This is a genomic window from Mycobacterium sp. P2_H7, from assembly GCF_056403275.1.
Window position 1 is genome coordinate 186,986 of record NZ_JBFUFU010000001.1, and the last position, 17,495, is coordinate 204,480.

The window sequence follows — 17,495 nt, forward strand, 5'->3', positions numbered from 1 at the left end:
CGGCCTCCGTCCTGCGTAGATATGTGCCGGCTGTGCGTCAAACCCCTTGTCTCACAGCGAGCGTAAAGATTACGTCGCCATGATGTCCGTGTGACGACGCTGCTCGCTGATGCCGCCGCGGCGGATCCGTACCACCACGGCCTCTCGCTGTTGCGGGGCTGGCTGCCGATCGTGATCCAGCTGGTGACCGCCGCGATCCTGATCGCCGCCACCGGGTGGCGCACCCGGCGCTGGCGGCTGCTGTGGCTACCGCTGGCCGTACTGGTCGGGGTCGCCGCGGCCGCGTGGGCGAACTGGTTCATCGACTCCCAGGGGATGGCCGACGACCCGGCGCCCGACGAGTTGTGGGTGTGGATCGGACTGAGCGGTCTGGCCGTCGGCGTCGCCGTGTTCGGGTTCACCTCGGCCGCGTGGTGGCGCCGCGGGGTGTCGGTCCTGGCGGTGGCGACCTGCCTGCTCAGCGCGGCCTTGGCGGTCAATCTCTGGGTCGGGTATTTCCCGACGGTGCAGACCGCCTGGAACCAGTTGACCGCAGGCCCGCTGCCCGACGAGACGGACCTGGCGTCCGTGCAGGCGCAGAAGGCGAGCCACACCGTGCCCGCGCACGGTGCCGTCGTCCCGGTGGCCATCCCGGCGGACGCCTCCGGATTCAAGCACCGCGAGGAACTGGTGTACCTGCCGCCCGCGTGGTTCGCGGGAGACACCAAGCTGCCGACCGTGATGATGATCGGCGGGGAGTTCAACACCCCCGCGGACTGGCTGCGCACCGGCGACGCCGCGGCGGCCATGGACGGGTTCGCGGCCGGCCACGGCGGCAATGCCCCGGTGTTCGTCTTCGTCGACAGCGGCGGATCGTTCAACAACGACACCGAATGCGTCAACGGCCCGCGCGGCAATGTCGCCGACCACCTGACCAAAGATGTTGTGCCCTACATGAACTCCACCTTCGGGGTGAATCCGGCCGCGGCCGGTTGGGGCATCGTGGGCTGGTCGATGGGTGGCACCTGCGCCGTCGACCTGACTGTCATGCACCCGGATCTGTTCAGCGCGTTCGTCGACATCGCCGGCGACCTCGGTCCCGTCGCCGGCACCAAGGATCAGACCGTCGCTCGGCTGTTCGGTGGCAGTGCGGCCGCGTGGTCGCAGTTCGACCCCACCACGGTGATGAATGCGCACCCGAGCTACCGCGGCGTGTCGGGCTGGTTCCAGATCTCCAGCGACGCCCCGACCCAACACAAAGGCAATCAGGCCGCTGCGGAGGACGCCGTGGGACTCGGCGGCCGCGACGCGGGTGGCAACCCGGGCGACCAGACGGCCGCCGCGCACGCGCTGTGCCAACTCGGCGCGTCGAAGGGCATGGACTGCGCGGTGATCGCCTCGCCCGGTAAGCACGACTGGCCGTTCGCGAAGGCCGCGTTCACGGCTTCGTTGCCGTGGCTGGCAGCGAAGCTGGGCACCCCGGGGGTGGCGCCGGTCGGCTTCCCGGCGGCCGGTGCCGTGGCACCGACGAGCGTCGCGGAGCCGGCTAGCGGAAAGTGATGCGGACGGAGATCGGGTCGCTCTCCATGGCTTTCATGGTCAGCGCGGTGGCCGCGCCGCCGAAGGTGCGCGCCCGGTCCCGGACGTCGTCGGCCGTTTCGAATGACGCTGTGCCGCTTCGCCATTGATCGTTGACGCGGACCCGTACGGCGGGATTTGCGGCGATGTTGTGCGCCCAGCCCGCTCGCCTGCCGTGTTGGGAGATGACCCAGACGCCGGTCTCGTCGGCGCGCCCGGCGAGCGGTACCCGGCGGGGTAAACCGGATTTGGCTCCGGTGGTCTCCAATTCGACAATCAGCCGGGAGCGCACCCCGAGCCGATCCAGGGTCGCCACGACGGGGTTCATCACCAGCCGGCCGAGTCCGCGTTCGAACTTGAACTTGCGCAATCCGTCGCTCATGAGCCACGACGTTAATTGAATGATCTCTCAATAACAAGAGCCGGTCAGTCGGGTGGCTCCTGCTGAGGTGTCTCGGTGTCGACATCCGGGGTGTCCTTCTCCAGGTCCCCGTCTTCTGTAGTGGTCGGTGCCGGCTGCTCCGCCGGATCGTCCTGATAGATGCCTGCGCCGCGTGGCATGACTACTCCTTGCTCAGTCGGGCGACATCACGAGGGTGCGCCCGTGTCGGTTCGTTCGGTGGGCGTCTGGGTGAGGGTGGCGCCGGGGGCGACCGTCGACGGCGTCTCCGTGCTGATCGAACTCGACGACGGCTGGGTGTTGACCGGCGTGCTCACCGTGGGCTTGTCCTGCGCTCCGCACGCTGCGAGCGCGACGGCCGCAGCCGCGATGACGACGAATCGCTTTCTCGAATCCCGAGTACGCATATCGGCGAGTACCCCGCGGGGCGAGTGCGAAACCGTTCGCCTACGCGCATTTGGGCTTGATTGGTGCGCCGGGGTGCTGGGTACTCGCTGGCGGTAACCACATGCGTAAGGAGCGAATTGATGTCTGAATTCACCATTCCCGGGCTGTCCGAGAAGGACGGCCGCAAGATCGCCGATCTGCTGCAGAAGCAGCTGAGCACCTACAACGACCTGCACCTCACCCTGAAGCACGTGCACTGGAATGTGGTGGGCCCGAACTTCATCGGCGTGCACGAGATGATCGATCCGCAGGTCGAACTGGTGCGTGGCTTCGCCGACGACGTCGCAGAGCGCATCGCCGCCCTCGGTGCCTCGCCGCAGGGCACACCGGGCGCGATCCTCAAGGACCGGGTGTGGGATGACTATTCGGTGGGGCGTGACACCGTCCTGGCGCATTTGGCCGCACTGGATCTGGTGTACGACGGCGTGGTCAGCGATATCCGCAAGGCCATCGACACCCTCGATGATCTGGACCTGGTCTCACAGGACCTGCTGATCGGGCAGGCCGGCGCGCTGGAGAAGTTCCAGTGGTTCGTCCGGGCGCATCTGGAGAGCGCGGGCGGCGAACTGGCCAACAAGGGCAAGACCACCGAAAAGGGTGCTGCCAAGGCGGCGAAGGCAACCAAGGCGCGCTGATCCTCCGTTCCCGCCACGTCGCCTGACCTGCGGAGTAGGTTCGGGCCATCGTGACAAGACTTGCGGCGGCGGTGGTCGTCCTCGCCGTCGCCGGCGCGCCCGTCGCGGCGGCCGAGCCGCTGGCGACGTGCAGTAGCGACGTCATCGACGGCGTCGAGGTCGACGTCTGTGTCGGTAACCCCGGCGTGCACAACCCGGTCGGCGTTCCAGGTGTCAACGTGGATTTCGAGTTCGGTGTGGGCATCGGGTTCGGGGGCTGAGCCGGACGGGGACGCGCGTCGGTCAGACTGTCCGGATGGGCGAAAGCGAACACCCCGGGCGGGAGGTCATCCGGCTGGCGGCGCCGATCGGCCTCGCATTCATCCCACTGGGGATGGCGCTGGGCTTTCTGGTGGTGCACGCCGGGCTGGCGTGGTGGTGGGCGCCGGTATTTGCGGCGGTCATCTACGCGGGGTCGCTGGAATTCCTGATGGTCGGCCTGGCCGCCGCCGGTGCGCCGATCGCAGCCGTAGCGCTGACCACCCTCGTCGTCAACTCTCGACACGTGTTCTATGCGTTGTCGTTCCCGCTGCACCGGGTGCGTGGTGTCGCGGGCAAGCTCTACAGCACCTACGTGCTGTCCGATGAGGCGTTCGCGGTAGGTGTCAGTCCGGCGGCCGCCAGCTGGACCAGTCGCCAGATCGTGTTGATGCAGTTGGCATTTCACCTGACCTGGGCGGGTTCGGCCGGGCTGGGCGGACTGTTGGGCACGGCCCTGCCGGTCGAACGCCTGCAGGGCCTGGAGTTCGCGCTGACCGCGTTGTTCATCGTGCTCGCCATCGACGCCTATCGTCAGCGCCCGGACCGGCTGACCGCGACCATCGCGGCGGCGTGCGCGGTGGTGGCCTGGCTCGTGGTCCCCGGACAACTGCTGGTGTGTGCCTTCGCGGCGTTCACCGCGGTATTGCTGGTCCGGTTGGCCGTGGGCCGGTCGCGGGCCGATGACTGAATCGATCACTGGGCCCGGTCACATCGCCGCCCTGGTCGCCGTCAGCGCGGGCGTGACGTGGGCGTTGCGCGCGCTGCCGTTCGCGGTGCTGGCTCCGATGCGTCACAGCGTGATCGTCAGGTACCTCAGCCTGCACATGCCGCTGGGGGTGATGGTGATGCTGGCGCTGTACACCGTCCGTGACGTCGCCGAAGCCGCTGCGCGACAACAGGTCTGGATGGTCATCGCGGTCCTCGTCACGGCCGGTCTGCAGCTGTGGCGCCGGCATGCGCTGCTGTCCATCCTGGCCGGCACGGTGGTGTACGTCGCGCTGATGACGGCGTGGTGACGCGGCGACGCTGTGACACAGTGAGCGGCATGGACATCTTCGCCGGCACCGAGCTGGCCGCCCGGATCGAGGCCGCCGAGACGGCGCTCATCACCGCGGGCGCGACAGAGTTCTGGCCGGTCGCCGGCGGTGCGGCATGTTTCGCCGAGGCGAATTCCCCGCTGAGCAAGGTGGTCGGCCTCGGCTTCGCCGGCATACCCACCGAGGTACAACTCGACGCGATCGAAGAGGAGTACGCGCGCCTTGGCGCACCGGTACAGGTCGAATTGTCGAATCTGGCCGACCCGCAGATCGGTGCGCTGCTGACCGGCCGCGGATACCGATTGGTGTCCTTCGAGAACGTGCTCGGCGCGCGTCCGGCTGCCGGATCCGCCCCGGCGGGCGTCGATGTCCGCATTGCCGGTGCCGATGAGCTCGCGACGTGGATCGACGTGGTGGTGGACGGTTTCGCGCATCCCGACGTCGAGGGGATACCCAGCCATGAGGACTTCCCGCGTGAGGTGATCGCCGGTGCCATCACCGATATGGTCGCCGCCGGTGCGGTGACGTATCTGGCCAGTTGCGACGGTGTGATCGCCGGCGGCGCGAGCATGCGACTGACCGACGGTGTGGCCCAGCTCACCGGGGCGGCCACCGCACTGGAGTTCCGGCGTCGGGGCGTGCAGAGCGCGCTGCTGGCGGTGCGGCTGTCCCACGCGCACACGGCGGGCGCCGACATCGCTGTCGTCACCACGTCACCGGGCTCGAAGTCGCAGCAGAACGTGCAGCGCAAAGGGTTTCAGTTGCTCTACACGCGGGCGATCCTGGTGCGTCAGTAGAGCAGCGTGCGCAGGTGGTCTTCGCTGTAGTACTTCTGCAGCTGTTCCAGGCTCTCGTCGGGCTTGAACGACCGGGCCAGTTGCGCCGTGCTGGGCATCGCCTCGGGGTTCCAGGTCTCCGGCTTCCATGCATCGGACCGCAGAAAAGCCTTGGCGCAGTGGAAGAACACTTCCTCGACGGCGATCTCCAGGGCCAGGATGGGCCGCTTGCCGCCGACGGCCATCGCATCGAAATAGGGTGCGTCGGCGAGTATTCGGGCCCGCCCGTTGACCCGCACGGTGTCCCCGCGGCCGGGGATGACGAAGAGGGTGCCGACGTGTGGGCGCGCCAGCACGTTCAGGTAGCCGTCGACGCGCTTGTTGCCCGGCCGTTCCGGGATGGCGATGGTGCGCGCGTCGAGCACGTGCACGAAACCGGGCGGATCACCTTTGGGGGAGACGTCGACCCGGCCCTCGGCGTCGGTGGTGGCGACAAAGCACAACGGCGAGTGCGAGATCCAGTCCCGGTGGATGTCGGACAGCCGATCGGTCACCTTGTTGGCGACGGCGGCGGTGGGTTGCCCGACGATGGCCCGTAGTTCCTCGACCGTGGTGACCTCAGTGCGCATGGGTCCATCATCCGCCGGTACCGAACCGTTGCGAAAGTGCTTTTCGGTCCAGCTTGCCGATGCCCCGCCGGGGCAGTGCGTCCACGAAGTGGATCTCCCGCGGCGCGGCGGTGCGCTCCAGCGTCTTCTCGATGTGGGCGCGAACCTCGGCCAGGTCGAGTGCCGCGCCGCCGGGTGCCGCCACGATGGCCGCGACCACCCGCTGGCCCAGCCGTTCGTCGGGAACCGCGAACACGGCGCACTCGGCCACCGCCGGATGGTCGGCCAGCGCGTTCTCCACCAACTGGGGCAGCACCGTCAGGCCGCCGGTGCTGATGGCGTCGTCCACCCGTCCGAGGATCGTCAACACACCCGATCCGTCGAGCACGCCGAGATCATCGGTGCGGAACCAGCCGGGTTCGGCGAACGGGTCGGGTACCACCGGATTGCGGTAGCCGTCGGCGACCATCGCACCGCCCAGCACCACGCGCCCGTCGTCGATGCGCACCGTCACGCCGTCGAGCGCCCGCCCGTCGTACACGCAGCCGCCCGCGGTTTCGCTCATCCCGTAGGTACGCACCACCCGCACCCCGGCGCCGGCTGCCCGCGCGGCGACGCCCGCGGGCATCGGGCCGCCGCCGATCAGCACCGCGTCCAGGTCGGCCAGCGCGGCCGCGGCCGCCGGGTCGTCCAGCGCCCTGGTCAGTTGTGCGGCCACCAGAGAGGCGTAGCGCGGCCCGGATCCCATCGCGGCGACCGCCGTGACGAACTCGGTCGCGCCGAAACTCGCCGGGATCGCCACTGGGGTGGTGCCGGCCAGGGCGCTGCGCACCAGCACCTGCAGTCCGGCGATGTGATGGGCGGGCAGGGCCAACAGCCAGCGGCCCGGGCCGCCGAGACGTGCGTGGGTGGCCACCGCGCCGGCGGTCAGTGCGGCCGCCGACAGCATGGCGCCCTTCGGGATTCCGGTGGTGCCCGACGTGGGCACCACCACCGCGATGCGGTCGCCGACGGGTTCGCCGGCCCGCAGTGCGTCGATCAGCAGCTCGGTCTGGCGGGGATCATCGCTGGGGACGGGAAGCAGTGCCGGGGCGCGCGCGGCGAGCGCACCCTCGATCGCCGGCAGCGCGGCCAGGGCCGCCGCGCCGGGGCCGATGGGGAGCGGGCGCAGAACGACTATGGGGTGTCCTGGCTGTCTTCGCGTGGGTCGTCCAGCGGCCAGCCCGCGGCCGCCAGCCGTGTCCGCACCCGTTCGACGTCTTCTTCGCGGGGTAACTCGTCGGTCAGCTGGGTGATCAGCACACCGATGTCGATGTGGTCGAATTCGCCGCGGTCGATCAGATCCTGGGCGACGGCCTTCACCTCGTCATTGCTGAGCCGCCGGGTGAGTAGCGCCATCAGCGGAACGCGGTCCGGACCCGGAATTCCCTCCGGGTAGCCGGCATTCAGCCACGCCACGATCTTTGCGAGAAATGCATTCACGGCTCGTCGTCCTCCTTGCAGATGCATCGATCGTAGTGCCCGCGGTCATGGGCCGCCTCTGTGAATGAACTGACAAATGGACAGCTTTGTTCGGCGCCAGGCTAACGGCTCGGAGCGCCTGGATGAACACTGGGTGAACACCTAACGGGCGGCGGGAAAATGCCTGGTCAGGCCCTATTGATAGGCACCCTACCCGCTGGTCAAACGACTCGGCGTTACCCCAGAATTACCCCCATGAGCGCAGAGATGATCATCCTGGTGCTGCTGATAGGCACAGCACTGGCATTCGACTTCACCAACGGATTTCACGACACCGGAAATGCGATGGCGACGTCGATCGCCACCGGTGCCCTCAAGCCCAAGACGGCGGTGATCCTGGCCGGCATCCTGAACCTGGTCGGCGCCTTCCTCTCGGTCGAGGTGGCCGTCACGGTCACCACCTCGGTGCTCAAGGTGCAGGACGGTAAGACCGGACACCTGCTCTCGGGCATCGACGCGTCGATGGGCCTGACCATCATCTTCGCCGGCCTCATCGGCGGCATCCTGTGGAACCTGCTGACCTGGCTGTTCGGCATCCCGTCCAGCTCGTCGCATGCGCTCTTCGGTGGCCTGATCGGCGCCGGCCTCGCCGCACTCGGCATGGCGGGCGTCAACTGGCCCGGCGTGTTCCAGAAGGTGCTCATCCCCGCGCTGGCCGCCCCGTTCATCGCAGGCCTGGTCGCCGCCGTCGGCACCTGGTTGGTCTACCGGATCACCCGCAACGTCCAGAAGAAGCGTCGCGAGGACGGCTTCCGCTGGGGCCAGATCGCCACTGCATCACTGGTCGCGCTGTCGCACGGCACCAACGACGCACAGAAGACCATGGGCGTCATCGCCCTCGCGCTCATCACCACCGGCCACCTGACCGGCAACGTGAAGGAAGATGGCCTGCCGTTCTGGATCATCGCCTCCTGCGCCCTGGCCATCGGCCTGGGCACCTACATCGGTGGCTGGCGCGTCATCCGCACCCTGGGTAAGGGCCTCGTCGAGATCGAGTCCCCGCAGGGCCTGGCCGCCGAGGCTTCGTCGGCCGCCATCATCCTGAGCTCCAGCGCCGCCGGTATGGCGCTGTCCACCACCCACGTCGCCACCGGCTCCATCCTCGGTAGCGGTGTCGGCAAGCCGGGCGCCGAGGTGCGCTGGGCCGTCGCGGGCCGCATGGCCATGGCCTGGCTGATCACCCTGCCGGCCGCCGCTCTGGTGGGCGCCCTGTCCTACTGGCTGTCCCACGGCCTGAAGTCCGCCACCGGTTCGCAGCTGGTCGGCGACGGCGTCATCTTCGTCATCCTGGTCGCGCTGTCGGGCTACATGTGGTGGCGTGCACAGCAGCAGAAGGTCGACTCGAGCAACGTCAACGCCGACTGGGACGACACGACCAACTCGGTGGTGCCTGCCGATGTCCGCGACTCCAGCACCTCGGGCAGCGCCGACAAAGCGGCTGTCTGAGATCGCGACTGAGACTGCAACGATAGGGAATGTGACGCAATGACTTACCTGGAATCCATCCTCAAGGTGCTCGTCATCGGGCTGATCCTCGGCGCCGGTCTGCCCGCGGTGTTCGCGACAGGACTGGTGGCCTTCTCCAGCGGCTCCGGTGGCACCAACAACGACGGCACCGTGCAGGCGCCCAACCCGGCCGTCAAGGCGCTCGGTCTGGTGCTGTTCGCGTTGGTGTCGGTGGTGATCCTGATCGCGATCCTGTGGATCACCAAGGCCACCATCATCCACCACTTCGGTTTCAACCCCGTCCCCTTCCTGCCGAGCAAGTAAGGCTGACCACATGACCGAGAACAGCAGCGTCATCGACAATGTGCTCGGCTGGCTGCACGAGGGCTATCCCGAAGGTGTCCCGCCCAAGGACTACTTCGCCCTGCTGGCCCTGCTGAAGCGTTCGCTCACCGAGGACGAGGTCGTCAAGGCCGCGCAGTCGATCCTGCGCTCCAGCGACGGCGACGACCCGGTGACCGAGGCGGAGATCCACGCCGCCGTGCAACAGATCATCGAGAAGGAGCCCAACCCCGAGGAGATCCACCAGGTCGCCTCGCGGCTGGCCTCGGTCGGCTGGCCCCTCGCGGCACCGGCACGCTGAACCGCTCATAGAGAACACCCCCGGTCCTTTGGACCGGGGGTGTTCTCTATGTTCAGTCCTGCGGTATTTCTATCTCGGAGAACAGCACTCGCACGCCACCGGTGGACAGCCGCGCCATCGCCGCGAAGAATTCGCCCGCCTCCGGGGTGGTCACGGCGACGCTGGCGGCGTCGTAGTCCGGGTAATAGAGGTCGATCGACCGCCACGCGGGGGTCGGGCTGCCGTCTTCCTTGGGCCACACCTTGGACGCCTCGAACCGCACATACCCCGGGATGCGCCGGGCGGCCTCCAACTGCTCTGTGGGGTAAGCATTCTCGAATGCCGCCGGATCTGTCGGGTTGTCGTAGATGACGGTGATCTTGGTCTCGGCCATGGGTTGCCTTTCAGTTGCGGACGTCGCGGCGCAGGGGATGGGTGGCGGGTACCTCGACGAAGATCAGCAGTATGCCGTCCGGATCGGTGACGTGCATTTCGTGCAGGCCCCACGGCTCCTCCCGGGCGGCCCGGGTGATCGGTACGCCACGAGAAGCCAATTCCGTTTCGGCGGAATAGACATCGCGCACCTGCAGCCACAGGATTCCGGCCGCAGACGGCTCACCGTGCCCCGCCAACTCGATCAACGACTGCCCGGCGTAGAACACCGTGCCCGCGCCGTATTCGCGGGCAATGGCCAGACCTATCGCGTCGCGGTAGAACGCCACGGATTTCGGATAGTCCACCGGCCTGATGAGCATCCGGCTGGCCAGGATTTCCATGCTCCGTGTCTATCACGGCGCGCGGCGGCTAGGGGTTCTCGGCGGCGATCCGGTAGCCACGCACGGCGATCGGCCCGAACACCGCGATGAGCCCGACGACCCAGGCGGCCGACTGCAGCGCCGGCCACACCACCGGTCCGCCGCCGGCCAGCCCACGCATGGCCTCGATGGCCGGGGACATCGGCTGCGCCCGCACGATCGGCTGCAACCAGCCGGGGAACACGTCGACCGGCACCATGCCGGAGTTGAAGAACAACAGCAGGAAGCACACCGTCGACAAGCCGGTGATGATGTTCTTGCCGCCGGACTGCACTGCGACCGCGACGATGACCGTGGCGAACCCGACCACCATCAACACCGGGACGAGGACGAACCCGATCGCCCCCGGCCAGCCCGCGACGAATCGCAGGCCCATCGCCACGCCCACCACGGTGATCACCACGGCGCCGATGAGAGCCCGGGCACTCTCGGCGAGCAGCCGCCCGGCCAGCGCGCTGGCCCGGTGCACGGGCAGGGCCCACAGCCGGCTCAGCAGACCGGCTTCGCGCTCGTCGGGTATCGCCGCGCCGGTGCCCATGGCGCCGAACAGGGCCCCCGCCACCGCACACATCGGCACCAGGCCGTACAGGCTGCTCGATCCGGTCAGGTGCAGCACCGACCTGCCGACCACCAGGGAGTAGACGATCAGCAGGAACGTCGGGAAGATCAGCGACTGGATCAGCACCACCGGGGCGCGCTGCCAGCCCAGCAGCAGCCGCCGGGCGTGTAAGCGGGATTGCCGAATCATGCTGTGCCCTCTGCTCTTCGCGAAGACGCTCATCGCGGCCGCCGCTGCGCCTTGACCGCGATCGCGCCGAACACCACCAACAGCCCGGCACACCAGGCCAGGCTGGCGCCGATCCGGACGTGGTCGCCCACGGCCAGCCCGCGCAGGGTCTCGGCGATGACCGACACCGGCTGGTTGCGTACGAAAGGTCCCAGCCAGGACGGAAACGATTGTGCCGGTGCGATTCCGGTGGACAGCATGACCAGCAGCAGTTGCGGGATGAGCAGCACCTGCCCGGCCGCCTCGGTGCTGTCCGCCACCGAGCCCATGGCGTCGGCGCCCAGCGACAGCGCCAGCGACAGCACCAGCGCGATGCCGACGAAGGCGACCAGGTCGATGAACCCGGCCTGTAGCCGGAACCCGAATCCGTACCCCACCGCCAGCGCACCCGCCAGGGCCGCGACGGCGCGCACCGACGCGGACAGCATCCGCGCGGTCACCGGTGCGAGTGCGGAGATGGGCAGGGACCGCATCCGGATTCCCATGCCGCTCAAGTGATCCCGGGCCGCGCGGTCGGCCGTCGTCATCGCGGTGAAGATCATCGCCTGCACCACGATGACGGGCAGGATGTACTGCGGGTAGCTCATCCCGCCGGTGTCGATGACGTTGCGCAGGGTGATGTTGAAGCACACGAAGAATGCGACGGGCCCGCCGATCGCGAAGATCAGGTCCCCGTCGCGCAGGGTGCCGAGCACCGAGCGGCGGGTCAGGCTGCCCAGTGCGGTCATGTCGGCGAGCCGGTCAGTTCGAAGAACACCTCGTCCAGGGACGGCTTGCGCAACGCGATGTCGGCGATCTCGATATCGAGTGTCTCGACACGGCGGAACACCTCGCTCAGGGTGGCCAGACCGTTGGGGGCGGGCACCGACAGCGTCCCGGTGTCCGGGTCGGCCGACAGCTCGGCCGGACCCGCTGCGATATCGGCGAGCGCCGCCGCGATCCGGGGTCCGTCGGCCGCATGCGCGGGGGTGACCTGGCAGAAGCTGCCGCCGACGCGCTGCTTGAGTTCGTCGGCGGTGCCCTCGGCGATCACCCGGCCGTGGTCGATCACGACGATCGAATCCGACAGGGCGTCGGCCTCGTCCAGGTACTGGGTGGTCAGCAGCACGCTGGTGCCCTGACCGGTCAGTGCGCCGACCAGTTCCCACACCTCGCGCCGGCTGCGCGGATCCAGGCCGGTGGTCGGCTCGTCGAGGAAGACCACGGCGGGCGCGGCGACCAGCCCGCAGGCGATGTCGGCGCGCCTGCGCATCCCGCCGGAGTAGGTGGACACCCGCCGCCCCGCGGCATCGGTGAGGCTGAAGGCGGTCAGGAGTTCGTCGGCGCGGGCGTGCGCCCTGGCACGGGACAGACCGTTGAGTTCGCCGAACAGGATGAGGTTCTCGCGGCCGGTGAGCATCTCGTCGATGGCGGCGTACTGGCCCGTCAGCCCGATGCTCCTGCGGACGTCGGCGGCGTGGGTGACCACGTCGAATCCGGCCACCGTGGCGTGGCCCGAGGTGGGCCGGACCAGCGTGGACAGCACGTTGATGGTGGTGGTCTTGCCGGCGCCGTTGGGCCCGAGCACTCCGAGCACGGTGCCCGCGGCCATGCTGAACGTCACGCCGTTCAGGGCCCGCTTGTCCCCGAACTGTTTGGTGACGTCTTCGACCTGGATCGCATACTCGGACACGCGGTCGAGTATGGCATGGCTAACCTAACGTCAATCCTGTGCGGCCGCGCCGCGTTTCATGATCGCGCCCAGCAGGCTCGGGGCCACACTGTCCAACGCCTTCGCCGTGACCGCCATCCGGGGCGCGATGCGCACCGGCCGGGTCCGCGCGGCCGTCAGCATCCAGTCGGCGGCCTCCTCGGCGGACAGGCCCGGCATGCCGACGAAGGCCTTGGTCGGCTCGATCATCGGCGTCTTGACCAACGGATAGAACAGCGTCGTCGAATGCACGCCCTTGCCCGACCACTCGGTCTCGGCCACCCGGCTGACAGCCGTCAGCGCCGCTTTGGACGCCTGATACGCCCCGAACAACGGCGACGATTCGTTCATCACGCCCCACGTCGAGACGTTGATCACGTGCCCGTCGCCGCGATCGATCATGCCGGGCACCAGCGCCCGCATCAGCCGCAACGGCGAGTAGTAGTTCAGCGCCATGGTCCGCTCCAGGTCATGCCAGCGGTCCAGCGATTCGATCAGCGGGCGCCGGATGGACCGGCCCGCGTTGTTGATCAGGATGTCGATGCCGCCGTGACTCTCGAGCACCTGCGCGGTGAGGGCGTCGACCGCGTCCAGATCGGACAGGTCGGTGGCGATCGCCTCGGCGAGGCCACCGCGGTCACGGATGCTCTCGGCGAGGCCGTCCAACAGGTCGGCCCGGCGGGCCACCACCACGACGCTGGCGCCACACGCGGCCAGCTTGCGGGCCGAGGCCTCCCCGATGCCCGACGAGGCCCCGGTGATCAGGATGCGCTTGCCGCGCAACTCGACCTCGGGTCCGCGGCTGAGGTACTCGGTGAGCGGGGGCCGCATGCTGGTCAGCAGCACGGCTTCGGACAGTCGGCGCAGCGGGTTCTTGCTCATGGACACAACCTAGAAGTAGCGGGGGAACCCGCTCCAGTCCGGGTCGCGCTTCTCCAGGAAGGCGTCACGGCCCTCCACCGCCTCGTCGGTCATGTACGCCAAACGCGTTGCCTCACCGGCGAATACCTGCTGTCCCACCAGGCCGTCGTCGATCAGGTTGAAACCGAACTTGAGCATCCGGATGGCCTGGGGGGACTTGCCGTTGATCTCGGCGGCCCACTGCAGGCCCGTGGTCTCCAGGTCGGCATGGTCGACGACGTCGTTCACCGCCCCCATCTGGTACATCGTCTGGGCGTCGTAGGCGCGGCCCAGGAAGAAGATCTCCCTGGCGAACTTCTGGCCCGTCTGGCGCGCCAGGTAGGCGCTGCCGAACCCGCCGTCGAAACTGCCGACGTCGGCGTCGGTCTGCTTGAAGCGCGCGTGCTCGCGGCTGGCCAGGGTCAGGTCGCAGGTCACGTGCAGGCTGTGGCCGCCGCCGGCCGCCCACCCGTTGACCAGGCAGATGACCACCTTCGGCATGAACCGGATGAGCCGCTGGACCTCCAGGATGTGCAGCCTCCCGGCCCTTGCCGGGTCGACGGTCTCCGCGGTCTCGCCCTCGGCGTACTGATAGCCGCTGCGGCCACGGATGCGCTGATCGCCGCCGGAGCAGAACGCCCAGCCGCCGTCCTTTTCCGACGGGCCGTTGCCGGTCAACAGGATCACCCCGACATCGGGCGACATCCGGGCATGGTCGAGCACCCGGTACAACTCGTCGACGGTGTGCGGCCGGAAGGCGTTACGCACCTCCGGCCGGTCGAAGGCCACCCGGACCGTCGGCTTCGCCACGCCGTCCACGACGTGCCGGTGATAGGTGATATCCGTCAGCTCGAAACCGGGGACGGGCTGCCAGAGGGCCGGGTCAAAGGTCATGCCCCGACTGTATGCAGCGGGTTTCGCCCGGCTGGCAGTTGGGTATGAATGAGCCGCCAACGCGCGCCTACTGCGCAGAACACAGGAGGGTGACGATGAAGTTATCTACGGGTTTGTTGACGATGGTCGGGGCCGCCGGATTGCTGGTGGGATGCTCCGCTCCCTCGATCACCGGCGGTGACACCTCGTGCAAGAGCTTCCTGGAGGCCGACGAGAAGACTCAGACCGACGCGGTTGCCAAGATGCTCAAGGACGAAAAGGGTCAGGACGCAGCGCAACTGGAGATCACCGGCACCCGGCTGTCGGTGTCGACGTTCTGTCAGACGGCCGGTAAGCAGGACAGCAAGATCAAGGAAGCCCCGCACCTGTAGCGAGGGCTAGATCTGATCCAGGCGGAACACTGGGATCCGGCCCGCGAGAGCCTCGAACTCGTCGGGGTTCGGGCCGGTGACCAGGCCCGCGTTGCGGATGAAGCCCACCCCGGTCGGCACGAGCACCGGGAACTGCCGCAGCAGGGGCCGGGCCTCGTCGTCAGGCATCTCCACGACATGCACCCGGGTGGCGCGGCGTCCCTGATGCAGGGTGGCCTCGCCGGCGGCCCGCACGTTGGCCACCCAGTCCGCGCCGGGCAGTCCGCCCACGATGTAGCGGTGACCGTCCACCGTCATCGGGGTGACGGGCGTCGAGCGCGGCTTACCCGATTTTCGTCCGGGCACCGTCAGCACCAGCGGACCCTTGGCGCCACCGACGCCCAGCTTCGACAGTGCGATGAATACCCTGTTGACGTACTTGAGCCACCAGGGCGGTCGTACCCGTTCCATGGGTTCGACAGTAGCTAGCCGGCAAAGTTCGCGCTGATGCGCTGCTGCAGATAGTCCTTCGCACTGATGGGTGGGTACTTCTCGGTCGGACCCGAAATCAAGACCTCACTGTTGGCCTGCGCGAAGAAGGCGATGCTGTAGCGCGCACCACGGTGCTCGTCCTGACTCGGGCTCCTGACCCTGTGAAAGTTGGACGGCAGCAGATCGTCGCTCCAACGCATCAACATGTCGCCGATATTGCAGGTGATCGCGTCTTCCGACGGCTGTACCGAGGTCCATTCCTGAGCTGCCATCTCCTTACCGGGACAGACCTGTAGCCCGCCTTGCCCGGCACGCTGGAACAGCAGCGTCAGACAATCGAAGTCGGTGTGTGCACCCGCCCGCCAGACTCCGGACAGATCTGCGTCGGCAGGCAACGCGAAGTAGTGCAGAAGTCGCAGGGTGCTTTGGTAGGTGGCCGAGGCCGGGTCGTGGGCGCGGGTGAAGAAGTCGCGGTCGAAGGCGAGCTTGTCGGCGAACAGGGACAGCAGTTCCATTGCCAGCTGCCAACACTTGTGTTCGAAGTCCAGCAGCGTCGCGCGAAAGCCGGGAAGCTCGCCTTCATCGGGCCACAGTCCCGCCATGTTCGACAACGTGACCTGGTAAGACTCCTTTTGATCGGGCACACCGACCGACGGCCGGATCTGGGTCAGTTGCTCCCAGCCCGAATTGAAGCGCTTGGGCCTGCGCGCCTTGACGTCCTCGGGGAGCGCGAAGAACTTCTCGGCGGCGCCGAACGCGGTGCGCACAGCGTCGAGGTCGATACCATGGTCGACTACTTGAAAGAAACCGATATCCGTTGCAGCCGACCATAATTCGTCGGCGACTTCTTCGCGCCGGTCAGGTAGGCCCGCCAGGGAGATGCGTCGCACCTCGCGCGCGCTTTCGGTGCCGAGCGCCCCCATGGCCCGTTCGCGTTGCAGTTCGGTCATATCGGCGGTCATGCGGTGGCCTTCCGGATCGAGGGATCGATGAACTCATTGGTGAACAGGCGGTCAGCGGTCATGTCGGCGGGCACGACGTTGCCGGTGGCGGCCAGCACCGCGCGCAGGTCCGCGACGTTGCGAGCGGTACGGGCCGGGTCGTACACACCGAACGAACCGTTGTCCTCCGGCGCGAGTAAACCCTTTGCTGCCAACAGGTCAGCGCTGAAGGCGGCTTCACCCTCGGTGTAGGGGGAGTAGGTGCTGTCCTGAGAGACGATATCGACGATCATCTTGTTCACGGCCGCCGGCGCCGCCGCATAGTCCATGCCGGACTGCTGGATGATGGGTACCAGCTTGTGCAGGCACGGTGATAGTTCGGTGATTCGATCGGACCGCACGGAGATGTTGGACGCATAGATGTCGTAGCCGACGTCCTTGATCAGGCCGTAGGAAACCGGCTTGTTCCAGGCCGGGGTGTCGTGCTCATAGGTGTAGGGCTCCGAGTTGGCGAAGCCCTGCTGGGCCAGTGCGGGATCGCCCACGAAACGTGCGGGGGCGCCGTCGTAGCCGGTGTCGATCTGGGACTGTTTGAGCATGCCTTTCTGAACCATCCACTGCGGGAAGATCTGATCCTTCGACACCACGACGGTGGCGTCGGACTTGCCGATGTCGGCGACGCTCGACCACGTCGGGTGGGACGCCTGGTCCCACATCAGGATTGCCGGGCTGTACTTCAGCAGCGGCGTCACTCCGATGACGGGCTGGTCGGAGGCCGCGGCCACCAGTTGGTCGCCGTGCACGATGCCCATCATCACCGAGTCGTCGACATAGAGCTGTGACGGGACGGATTGGAAACCGATGGCAGGCCCACCGGATTTCAGGGTCAGCGAGACCCCGGTGTCCTTGCCCGCGGCCACCAACGGTCCGGTGACCGACTTTTCTTGGGTGTTCACCTGGTAACCCGGGCCCAGCATCCCGAACACCGCACCCATGTCCGACTGCGGCTGCCATTGCAGCTGTATGCCTACGTCGGCGGGACAGACGTCGGCCAGCTGCTGTGCCGTGGCCGCTGGTTGCAGCGATGGCCTTTCCGCGGGCTGGTCCTCGCCGTAGGCGCAAGCGGTCAGCGAGACCGCGACGCCGGCCACGGCGGCTGCGGCGGCGACCTTCTGCAGGTGTGCTCGGTTCATGGTGCTCCTGAATAGGGTGGGGAACGGGCCAGCCGGCGCGGCGAGACATCGGCCGGTCGGTAATTACATGCAATCATGATCTGT

At 67.8% G+C, this 17,495-nt stretch carries 26 protein-coding genes; 10 read left to right on the top strand and 16 right to left on the bottom strand.

Annotated elements, in window-relative coordinates; all coding sequences use genetic code 11:
* Positions 1-90: 90 nt before the first annotated feature.
* A complete protein-coding gene (locus AC1DY7_RS00895; RefSeq protein ID WP_477491760.1) occupies positions 91-1,539 on the top strand; it encodes an alpha/beta hydrolase in 1,449 nt (482 codons plus the stop codon).
* Here AC1DY7_RS00895 and AC1DY7_RS00900 read toward each other — a convergent pair.
* From AC1DY7_RS00900 to AC1DY7_RS00910, 3 genes are read right to left on the bottom strand one after another with little or no spacing between them, the layout of a single operon-like run.
* Positions 1,526-1,939: a nitroreductase/quinone reductase family protein gene (locus tag AC1DY7_RS00900; protein ID WP_477491761.1), complete on the bottom strand. Its 414-nt coding sequence runs from the start codon at positions 1,937-1,939 to the stop codon at positions 1,526-1,528. The genes AC1DY7_RS00895 and AC1DY7_RS00900 overlap by 14 nt on opposite strands.
* Before the next feature lie 44 nt (positions 1,940-1,983).
* Positions 1,984-2,118, bottom strand: coding sequence for a hypothetical protein (locus AC1DY7_RS00905; RefSeq protein ID WP_477491762.1), 135 nt, complete (start codon positions 2,116-2,118; stop codon positions 1,984-1,986).
* Between the two features lie 27 nt (positions 2,119-2,145).
* Positions 2,146-2,364, bottom strand: coding sequence for a hypothetical protein (locus AC1DY7_RS00910; RefSeq protein WP_477491763.1), 219 nt, complete (start codon positions 2,362-2,364; stop codon positions 2,146-2,148).
* Positions 2,365-2,484: 120 nt separating this feature from the next.
* Here AC1DY7_RS00910 and AC1DY7_RS00915 point away from each other — a divergent pair, with 120 nt between their 5' ends.
* The 5 genes from AC1DY7_RS00915 to AC1DY7_RS00935 are packed head-to-tail and all read left to right on the top strand — an operon-like array spanning position 2,485 to position 5,173.
* Positions 2,485-3,039: a Dps family protein gene (locus AC1DY7_RS00915; protein WP_477491764.1), complete on the top strand. Its 555-nt coding sequence runs from the start codon at positions 2,485-2,487 to the stop codon at positions 3,037-3,039.
* A gap of 50 nt (positions 3,040-3,089) precedes the next feature.
* On the top strand, positions 3,090-3,299 hold the full coding sequence (locus AC1DY7_RS00920; RefSeq protein ID WP_477491765.1) for a hypothetical protein: 210 nt from the start codon (positions 3,090-3,092) through the stop codon (positions 3,297-3,299).
* Positions 3,300-3,334: 35 nt separating this feature from the next.
* Positions 3,335-4,027 carry an AzlC family ABC transporter permease gene (locus tag AC1DY7_RS00925; RefSeq protein ID WP_477491766.1) on the top strand — a complete coding sequence of 231 codons (693 nt, stop codon included), beginning with the start codon at positions 3,335-3,337 and terminating at the stop codon, positions 4,025-4,027.
* Complete coding sequence (locus AC1DY7_RS00930; RefSeq protein WP_477491767.1) at positions 4,020-4,355, top strand: branched-chain amino acid transporter permease; 336 nt, start codon at positions 4,020-4,022, stop codon at positions 4,353-4,355. The genes AC1DY7_RS00925 and AC1DY7_RS00930 overlap by 8 nt, the downstream gene beginning before the upstream one ends.
* A 29-nt stretch (positions 4,356-4,384) precedes the next feature.
* A complete protein-coding gene (locus AC1DY7_RS00935; RefSeq protein ID WP_477491768.1) occupies positions 4,385-5,173 on the top strand; it encodes a GNAT family N-acetyltransferase in 789 nt (262 codons plus the stop codon).
* On the opposite strand, the gene AC1DY7_RS00940 is transcribed toward AC1DY7_RS00935, so the two are convergent.
* Genes AC1DY7_RS00940 through AC1DY7_RS00950 form a run of 3 tightly spaced genes read right to left on the bottom strand, consistent with a single transcriptional unit; the run spans position 5,167 to position 7,242 of the window.
* On the bottom strand, positions 5,167-5,781 hold the full coding sequence (locus AC1DY7_RS00940) for a pyridoxamine 5'-phosphate oxidase family protein (RefSeq protein ID WP_477491769.1): 615 nt from the start codon (positions 5,779-5,781) through the stop codon (positions 5,167-5,169). The two genes, AC1DY7_RS00935 and AC1DY7_RS00940, sit on opposite strands and share 7 nt — an antisense overlap.
* A gap of 7 nt (positions 5,782-5,788) precedes the next feature.
* The gene (menE, locus tag AC1DY7_RS00945) at positions 5,789-6,886 is read right to left on the bottom strand and encodes an o-succinylbenzoate--CoA ligase (RefSeq protein ID WP_477491950.1); all 1,098 of its coding nucleotides are present in this window, start codon (positions 6,884-6,886) and stop codon (positions 5,789-5,791) included.
* Between the two features lie 50 nt (positions 6,887-6,936).
* The gene (locus tag AC1DY7_RS00950) at positions 6,937-7,242 is read right to left on the bottom strand and encodes a DUF3349 domain-containing protein (protein ID WP_477491770.1); all 306 of its coding nucleotides are present in this window, start codon (positions 7,240-7,242) and stop codon (positions 6,937-6,939) included.
* A 234-nt stretch (positions 7,243-7,476) separates the two neighbouring features.
* On the opposite strand from AC1DY7_RS00950, the gene AC1DY7_RS00955 reads away from it, so the two are divergent.
* Genes AC1DY7_RS00955 through AC1DY7_RS00965 form a run of 3 tightly spaced genes read left to right on the top strand, consistent with a single transcriptional unit; the run spans position 7,477 to position 9,370 of the window.
* On the top strand, positions 7,477-8,727 hold the full coding sequence (locus AC1DY7_RS00955) for an inorganic phosphate transporter (protein ID WP_477491771.1): 1,251 nt from the start codon (positions 7,477-7,479) through the stop codon (positions 8,725-8,727).
* Between the two features lie 39 nt (positions 8,728-8,766).
* Positions 8,767-9,051 (top strand): hypothetical protein, encoded by a 285-nt coding sequence (locus AC1DY7_RS00960; protein ID WP_477491772.1) that lies wholly within the window; start codon positions 8,767-8,769, stop codon positions 9,049-9,051.
* A 10-nt stretch (positions 9,052-9,061) separates the two neighbouring features.
* Positions 9,062-9,370 (top strand): DUF3349 domain-containing protein, encoded by a 309-nt coding sequence (locus AC1DY7_RS00965; protein ID WP_477491773.1) that lies wholly within the window; start codon positions 9,062-9,064, stop codon positions 9,368-9,370.
* Positions 9,371-9,422: 52 nt separating this feature from the next.
* On the opposite strand, the gene AC1DY7_RS00970 is transcribed toward AC1DY7_RS00965, so the two are convergent.
* From AC1DY7_RS00970 to AC1DY7_RS01000, 7 genes are read right to left on the bottom strand one after another with little or no spacing between them, the layout of a single operon-like run.
* The gene (locus tag AC1DY7_RS00970) at positions 9,423-9,743 is read right to left on the bottom strand and encodes an EthD family reductase (protein ID WP_477491774.1); all 321 of its coding nucleotides are present in this window, start codon (positions 9,741-9,743) and stop codon (positions 9,423-9,425) included.
* A 10-nt stretch (positions 9,744-9,753) separates the two neighbouring features.
* Positions 9,754-10,125 carry a VOC family protein gene (locus AC1DY7_RS00975; RefSeq protein WP_477491775.1) on the bottom strand — a complete coding sequence of 124 codons (372 nt, stop codon included), beginning with the start codon at positions 10,123-10,125 and terminating at the stop codon, positions 9,754-9,756.
* Positions 10,126-10,153: 28 nt separating this feature from the next.
* The gene (locus AC1DY7_RS00980; protein WP_477491776.1) at positions 10,154-10,912 is read right to left on the bottom strand and encodes an ABC transporter permease; all 759 of its coding nucleotides are present in this window, start codon (positions 10,910-10,912) and stop codon (positions 10,154-10,156) included.
* Positions 10,913-10,941: 29 nt separating this feature from the next.
* Positions 10,942-11,679 carry an ABC transporter permease gene (locus AC1DY7_RS00985; RefSeq protein WP_477491777.1) on the bottom strand — a complete coding sequence of 246 codons (738 nt, stop codon included), beginning with the start codon at positions 11,677-11,679 and terminating at the stop codon, positions 10,942-10,944.
* Complete coding sequence (locus tag AC1DY7_RS00990; RefSeq protein WP_477491778.1) at positions 11,676-12,623, bottom strand: ATP-binding cassette domain-containing protein; 948 nt, start codon at positions 12,621-12,623, stop codon at positions 11,676-11,678. The genes AC1DY7_RS00985 and AC1DY7_RS00990 overlap by 4 nt, the downstream gene beginning before the upstream one ends.
* A 30-nt stretch (positions 12,624-12,653) precedes the next feature.
* The gene (locus tag AC1DY7_RS00995; protein ID WP_477491779.1) at positions 12,654-13,523 is read right to left on the bottom strand and encodes an SDR family oxidoreductase; all 870 of its coding nucleotides are present in this window, start codon (positions 13,521-13,523) and stop codon (positions 12,654-12,656) included.
* Between the two features lie 9 nt (positions 13,524-13,532).
* Positions 13,533-14,435, bottom strand: coding sequence for a 1,4-dihydroxy-2-naphthoyl-CoA synthase (locus tag AC1DY7_RS01000; RefSeq protein ID WP_477491780.1), 903 nt, complete (start codon positions 14,433-14,435; stop codon positions 13,533-13,535).
* A 95-nt stretch (positions 14,436-14,530) separates the two neighbouring features.
* On the opposite strand from AC1DY7_RS01000, the gene AC1DY7_RS01005 reads away from it, so the two are divergent.
* Positions 14,531-14,806: a hypothetical protein gene (locus tag AC1DY7_RS01005; RefSeq protein WP_477491781.1), complete on the top strand. Its 276-nt coding sequence runs from the start codon at positions 14,531-14,533 to the stop codon at positions 14,804-14,806.
* 6 nt (positions 14,807-14,812) lie between these two features.
* Here AC1DY7_RS01005 and AC1DY7_RS01010 read toward each other — a convergent pair whose 3' ends face one another.
* The 3 genes from AC1DY7_RS01010 to AC1DY7_RS01020 are packed head-to-tail and all read right to left on the bottom strand — an operon-like array spanning position 14,813 to position 17,411.
* On the bottom strand, positions 14,813-15,256 hold the full coding sequence (locus AC1DY7_RS01010) for a nitroreductase family deazaflavin-dependent oxidoreductase (RefSeq protein WP_477491782.1): 444 nt from the start codon (positions 15,254-15,256) through the stop codon (positions 14,813-14,815).
* Between the two features lie 14 nt (positions 15,257-15,270).
* A complete protein-coding gene (locus AC1DY7_RS01015) occupies positions 15,271-16,239 on the bottom strand; it encodes an isopenicillin N synthase family dioxygenase (RefSeq protein WP_477491783.1) in 969 nt (322 codons plus the stop codon).
* Complete coding sequence (locus AC1DY7_RS01020; RefSeq protein ID WP_477491784.1) at positions 16,236-17,411, bottom strand: nitrate ABC transporter substrate-binding protein; 1,176 nt, start codon at positions 17,409-17,411, stop codon at positions 16,236-16,238. The genes AC1DY7_RS01015 and AC1DY7_RS01020 overlap by 4 nt, the downstream gene beginning before the upstream one ends.
* Between the last annotated feature and the right edge of the window lie 84 nt (positions 17,412-17,495).

Excerpts from the sequence above, each read along its gene's own strand:
- AC1DY7_RS00980 (WP_477491776.1), bottom strand. The coding sequence starts at position 10,912 with ATGATTCGGCAATCCCGCTTACACGCCCGGCGGCTGCTGCTGGGCTGG.
- AC1DY7_RS01005 (WP_477491781.1), top strand. The coding sequence starts at position 14,531 with ATGAAGTTATCTACGGGTTTGTTGACGATGGTCGGGGCCGCCGGATTG.
- AC1DY7_RS00960 (WP_477491772.1), top strand. The coding sequence starts at position 8,767 with ATGACTTACCTGGAATCCATCCTCAAGGTGCTCGTCATCGGGCTGATC.
- AC1DY7_RS00935 (WP_477491768.1), top strand. The coding sequence starts at position 4,385 with ATGGACATCTTCGCCGGCACCGAGCTGGCCGCCCGGATCGAGGCCGCC.
- AC1DY7_RS00995 (WP_477491779.1), bottom strand. The coding sequence starts at position 13,523 with ATGAGCAAGAACCCGCTGCGCCGACTGTCCGAAGCCGTGCTGCTGACC.
- AC1DY7_RS00985 (WP_477491777.1), bottom strand. The coding sequence starts at position 11,679 with ATGACCGCACTGGGCAGCCTGACCCGCCGCTCGGTGCTCGGCACCCTG.
- AC1DY7_RS00900 (WP_477491761.1), bottom strand. The coding sequence starts at position 1,939 with ATGAGCGACGGATTGCGCAAGTTCAAGTTCGAACGCGGACTCGGCCGG.
- AC1DY7_RS00915 (WP_477491764.1), top strand. The coding sequence starts at position 2,485 with ATGTCTGAATTCACCATTCCCGGGCTGTCCGAGAAGGACGGCCGCAAG.
- AC1DY7_RS00955 (WP_477491771.1), top strand. The coding sequence starts at position 7,477 with ATGAGCGCAGAGATGATCATCCTGGTGCTGCTGATAGGCACAGCACTG.
- AC1DY7_RS00970 (WP_477491774.1), bottom strand. The coding sequence starts at position 9,743 with ATGGCCGAGACCAAGATCACCGTCATCTACGACAACCCGACAGATCCG.
- AC1DY7_RS00910 (WP_477491763.1), bottom strand. The coding sequence starts at position 2,364 with ATGCGTACTCGGGATTCGAGAAAGCGATTCGTCGTCATCGCGGCTGCG.
- AC1DY7_RS00975 (WP_477491775.1), bottom strand. The coding sequence starts at position 10,125 with ATGGAAATCCTGGCCAGCCGGATGCTCATCAGGCCGGTGGACTATCCG.
- AC1DY7_RS01015 (WP_477491783.1), bottom strand. The coding sequence starts at position 16,239 with ATGACCGCCGATATGACCGAACTGCAACGCGAACGGGCCATGGGGGCG.
- AC1DY7_RS00925 (WP_477491766.1), top strand. The coding sequence starts at position 3,335 with ATGGGCGAAAGCGAACACCCCGGGCGGGAGGTCATCCGGCTGGCGGCG.
- AC1DY7_RS01020 (WP_477491784.1), bottom strand. The coding sequence starts at position 17,411 with ATGAACCGAGCACACCTGCAGAAGGTCGCCGCCGCAGCCGCCGTGGCC.
- AC1DY7_RS01000 (WP_477491780.1), bottom strand. The coding sequence starts at position 14,435 with ATGACCTTTGACCCGGCCCTCTGGCAGCCCGTCCCCGGTTTCGAGCTG.
- AC1DY7_RS00965 (WP_477491773.1), top strand. The coding sequence starts at position 9,062 with ATGACCGAGAACAGCAGCGTCATCGACAATGTGCTCGGCTGGCTGCAC.
- AC1DY7_RS00930 (WP_477491767.1), top strand. The coding sequence starts at position 4,020 with ATGACTGAATCGATCACTGGGCCCGGTCACATCGCCGCCCTGGTCGCC.
- AC1DY7_RS01010 (WP_477491782.1), bottom strand. The coding sequence starts at position 15,256 with ATGGAACGGGTACGACCGCCCTGGTGGCTCAAGTACGTCAACAGGGTA.
- AC1DY7_RS00905 (WP_477491762.1), bottom strand. The coding sequence starts at position 2,118 with ATGCCACGCGGCGCAGGCATCTATCAGGACGATCCGGCGGAGCAGCCG.
- AC1DY7_RS00940 (WP_477491769.1), bottom strand. The coding sequence starts at position 5,781 with ATGCGCACTGAGGTCACCACGGTCGAGGAACTACGGGCCATCGTCGGG.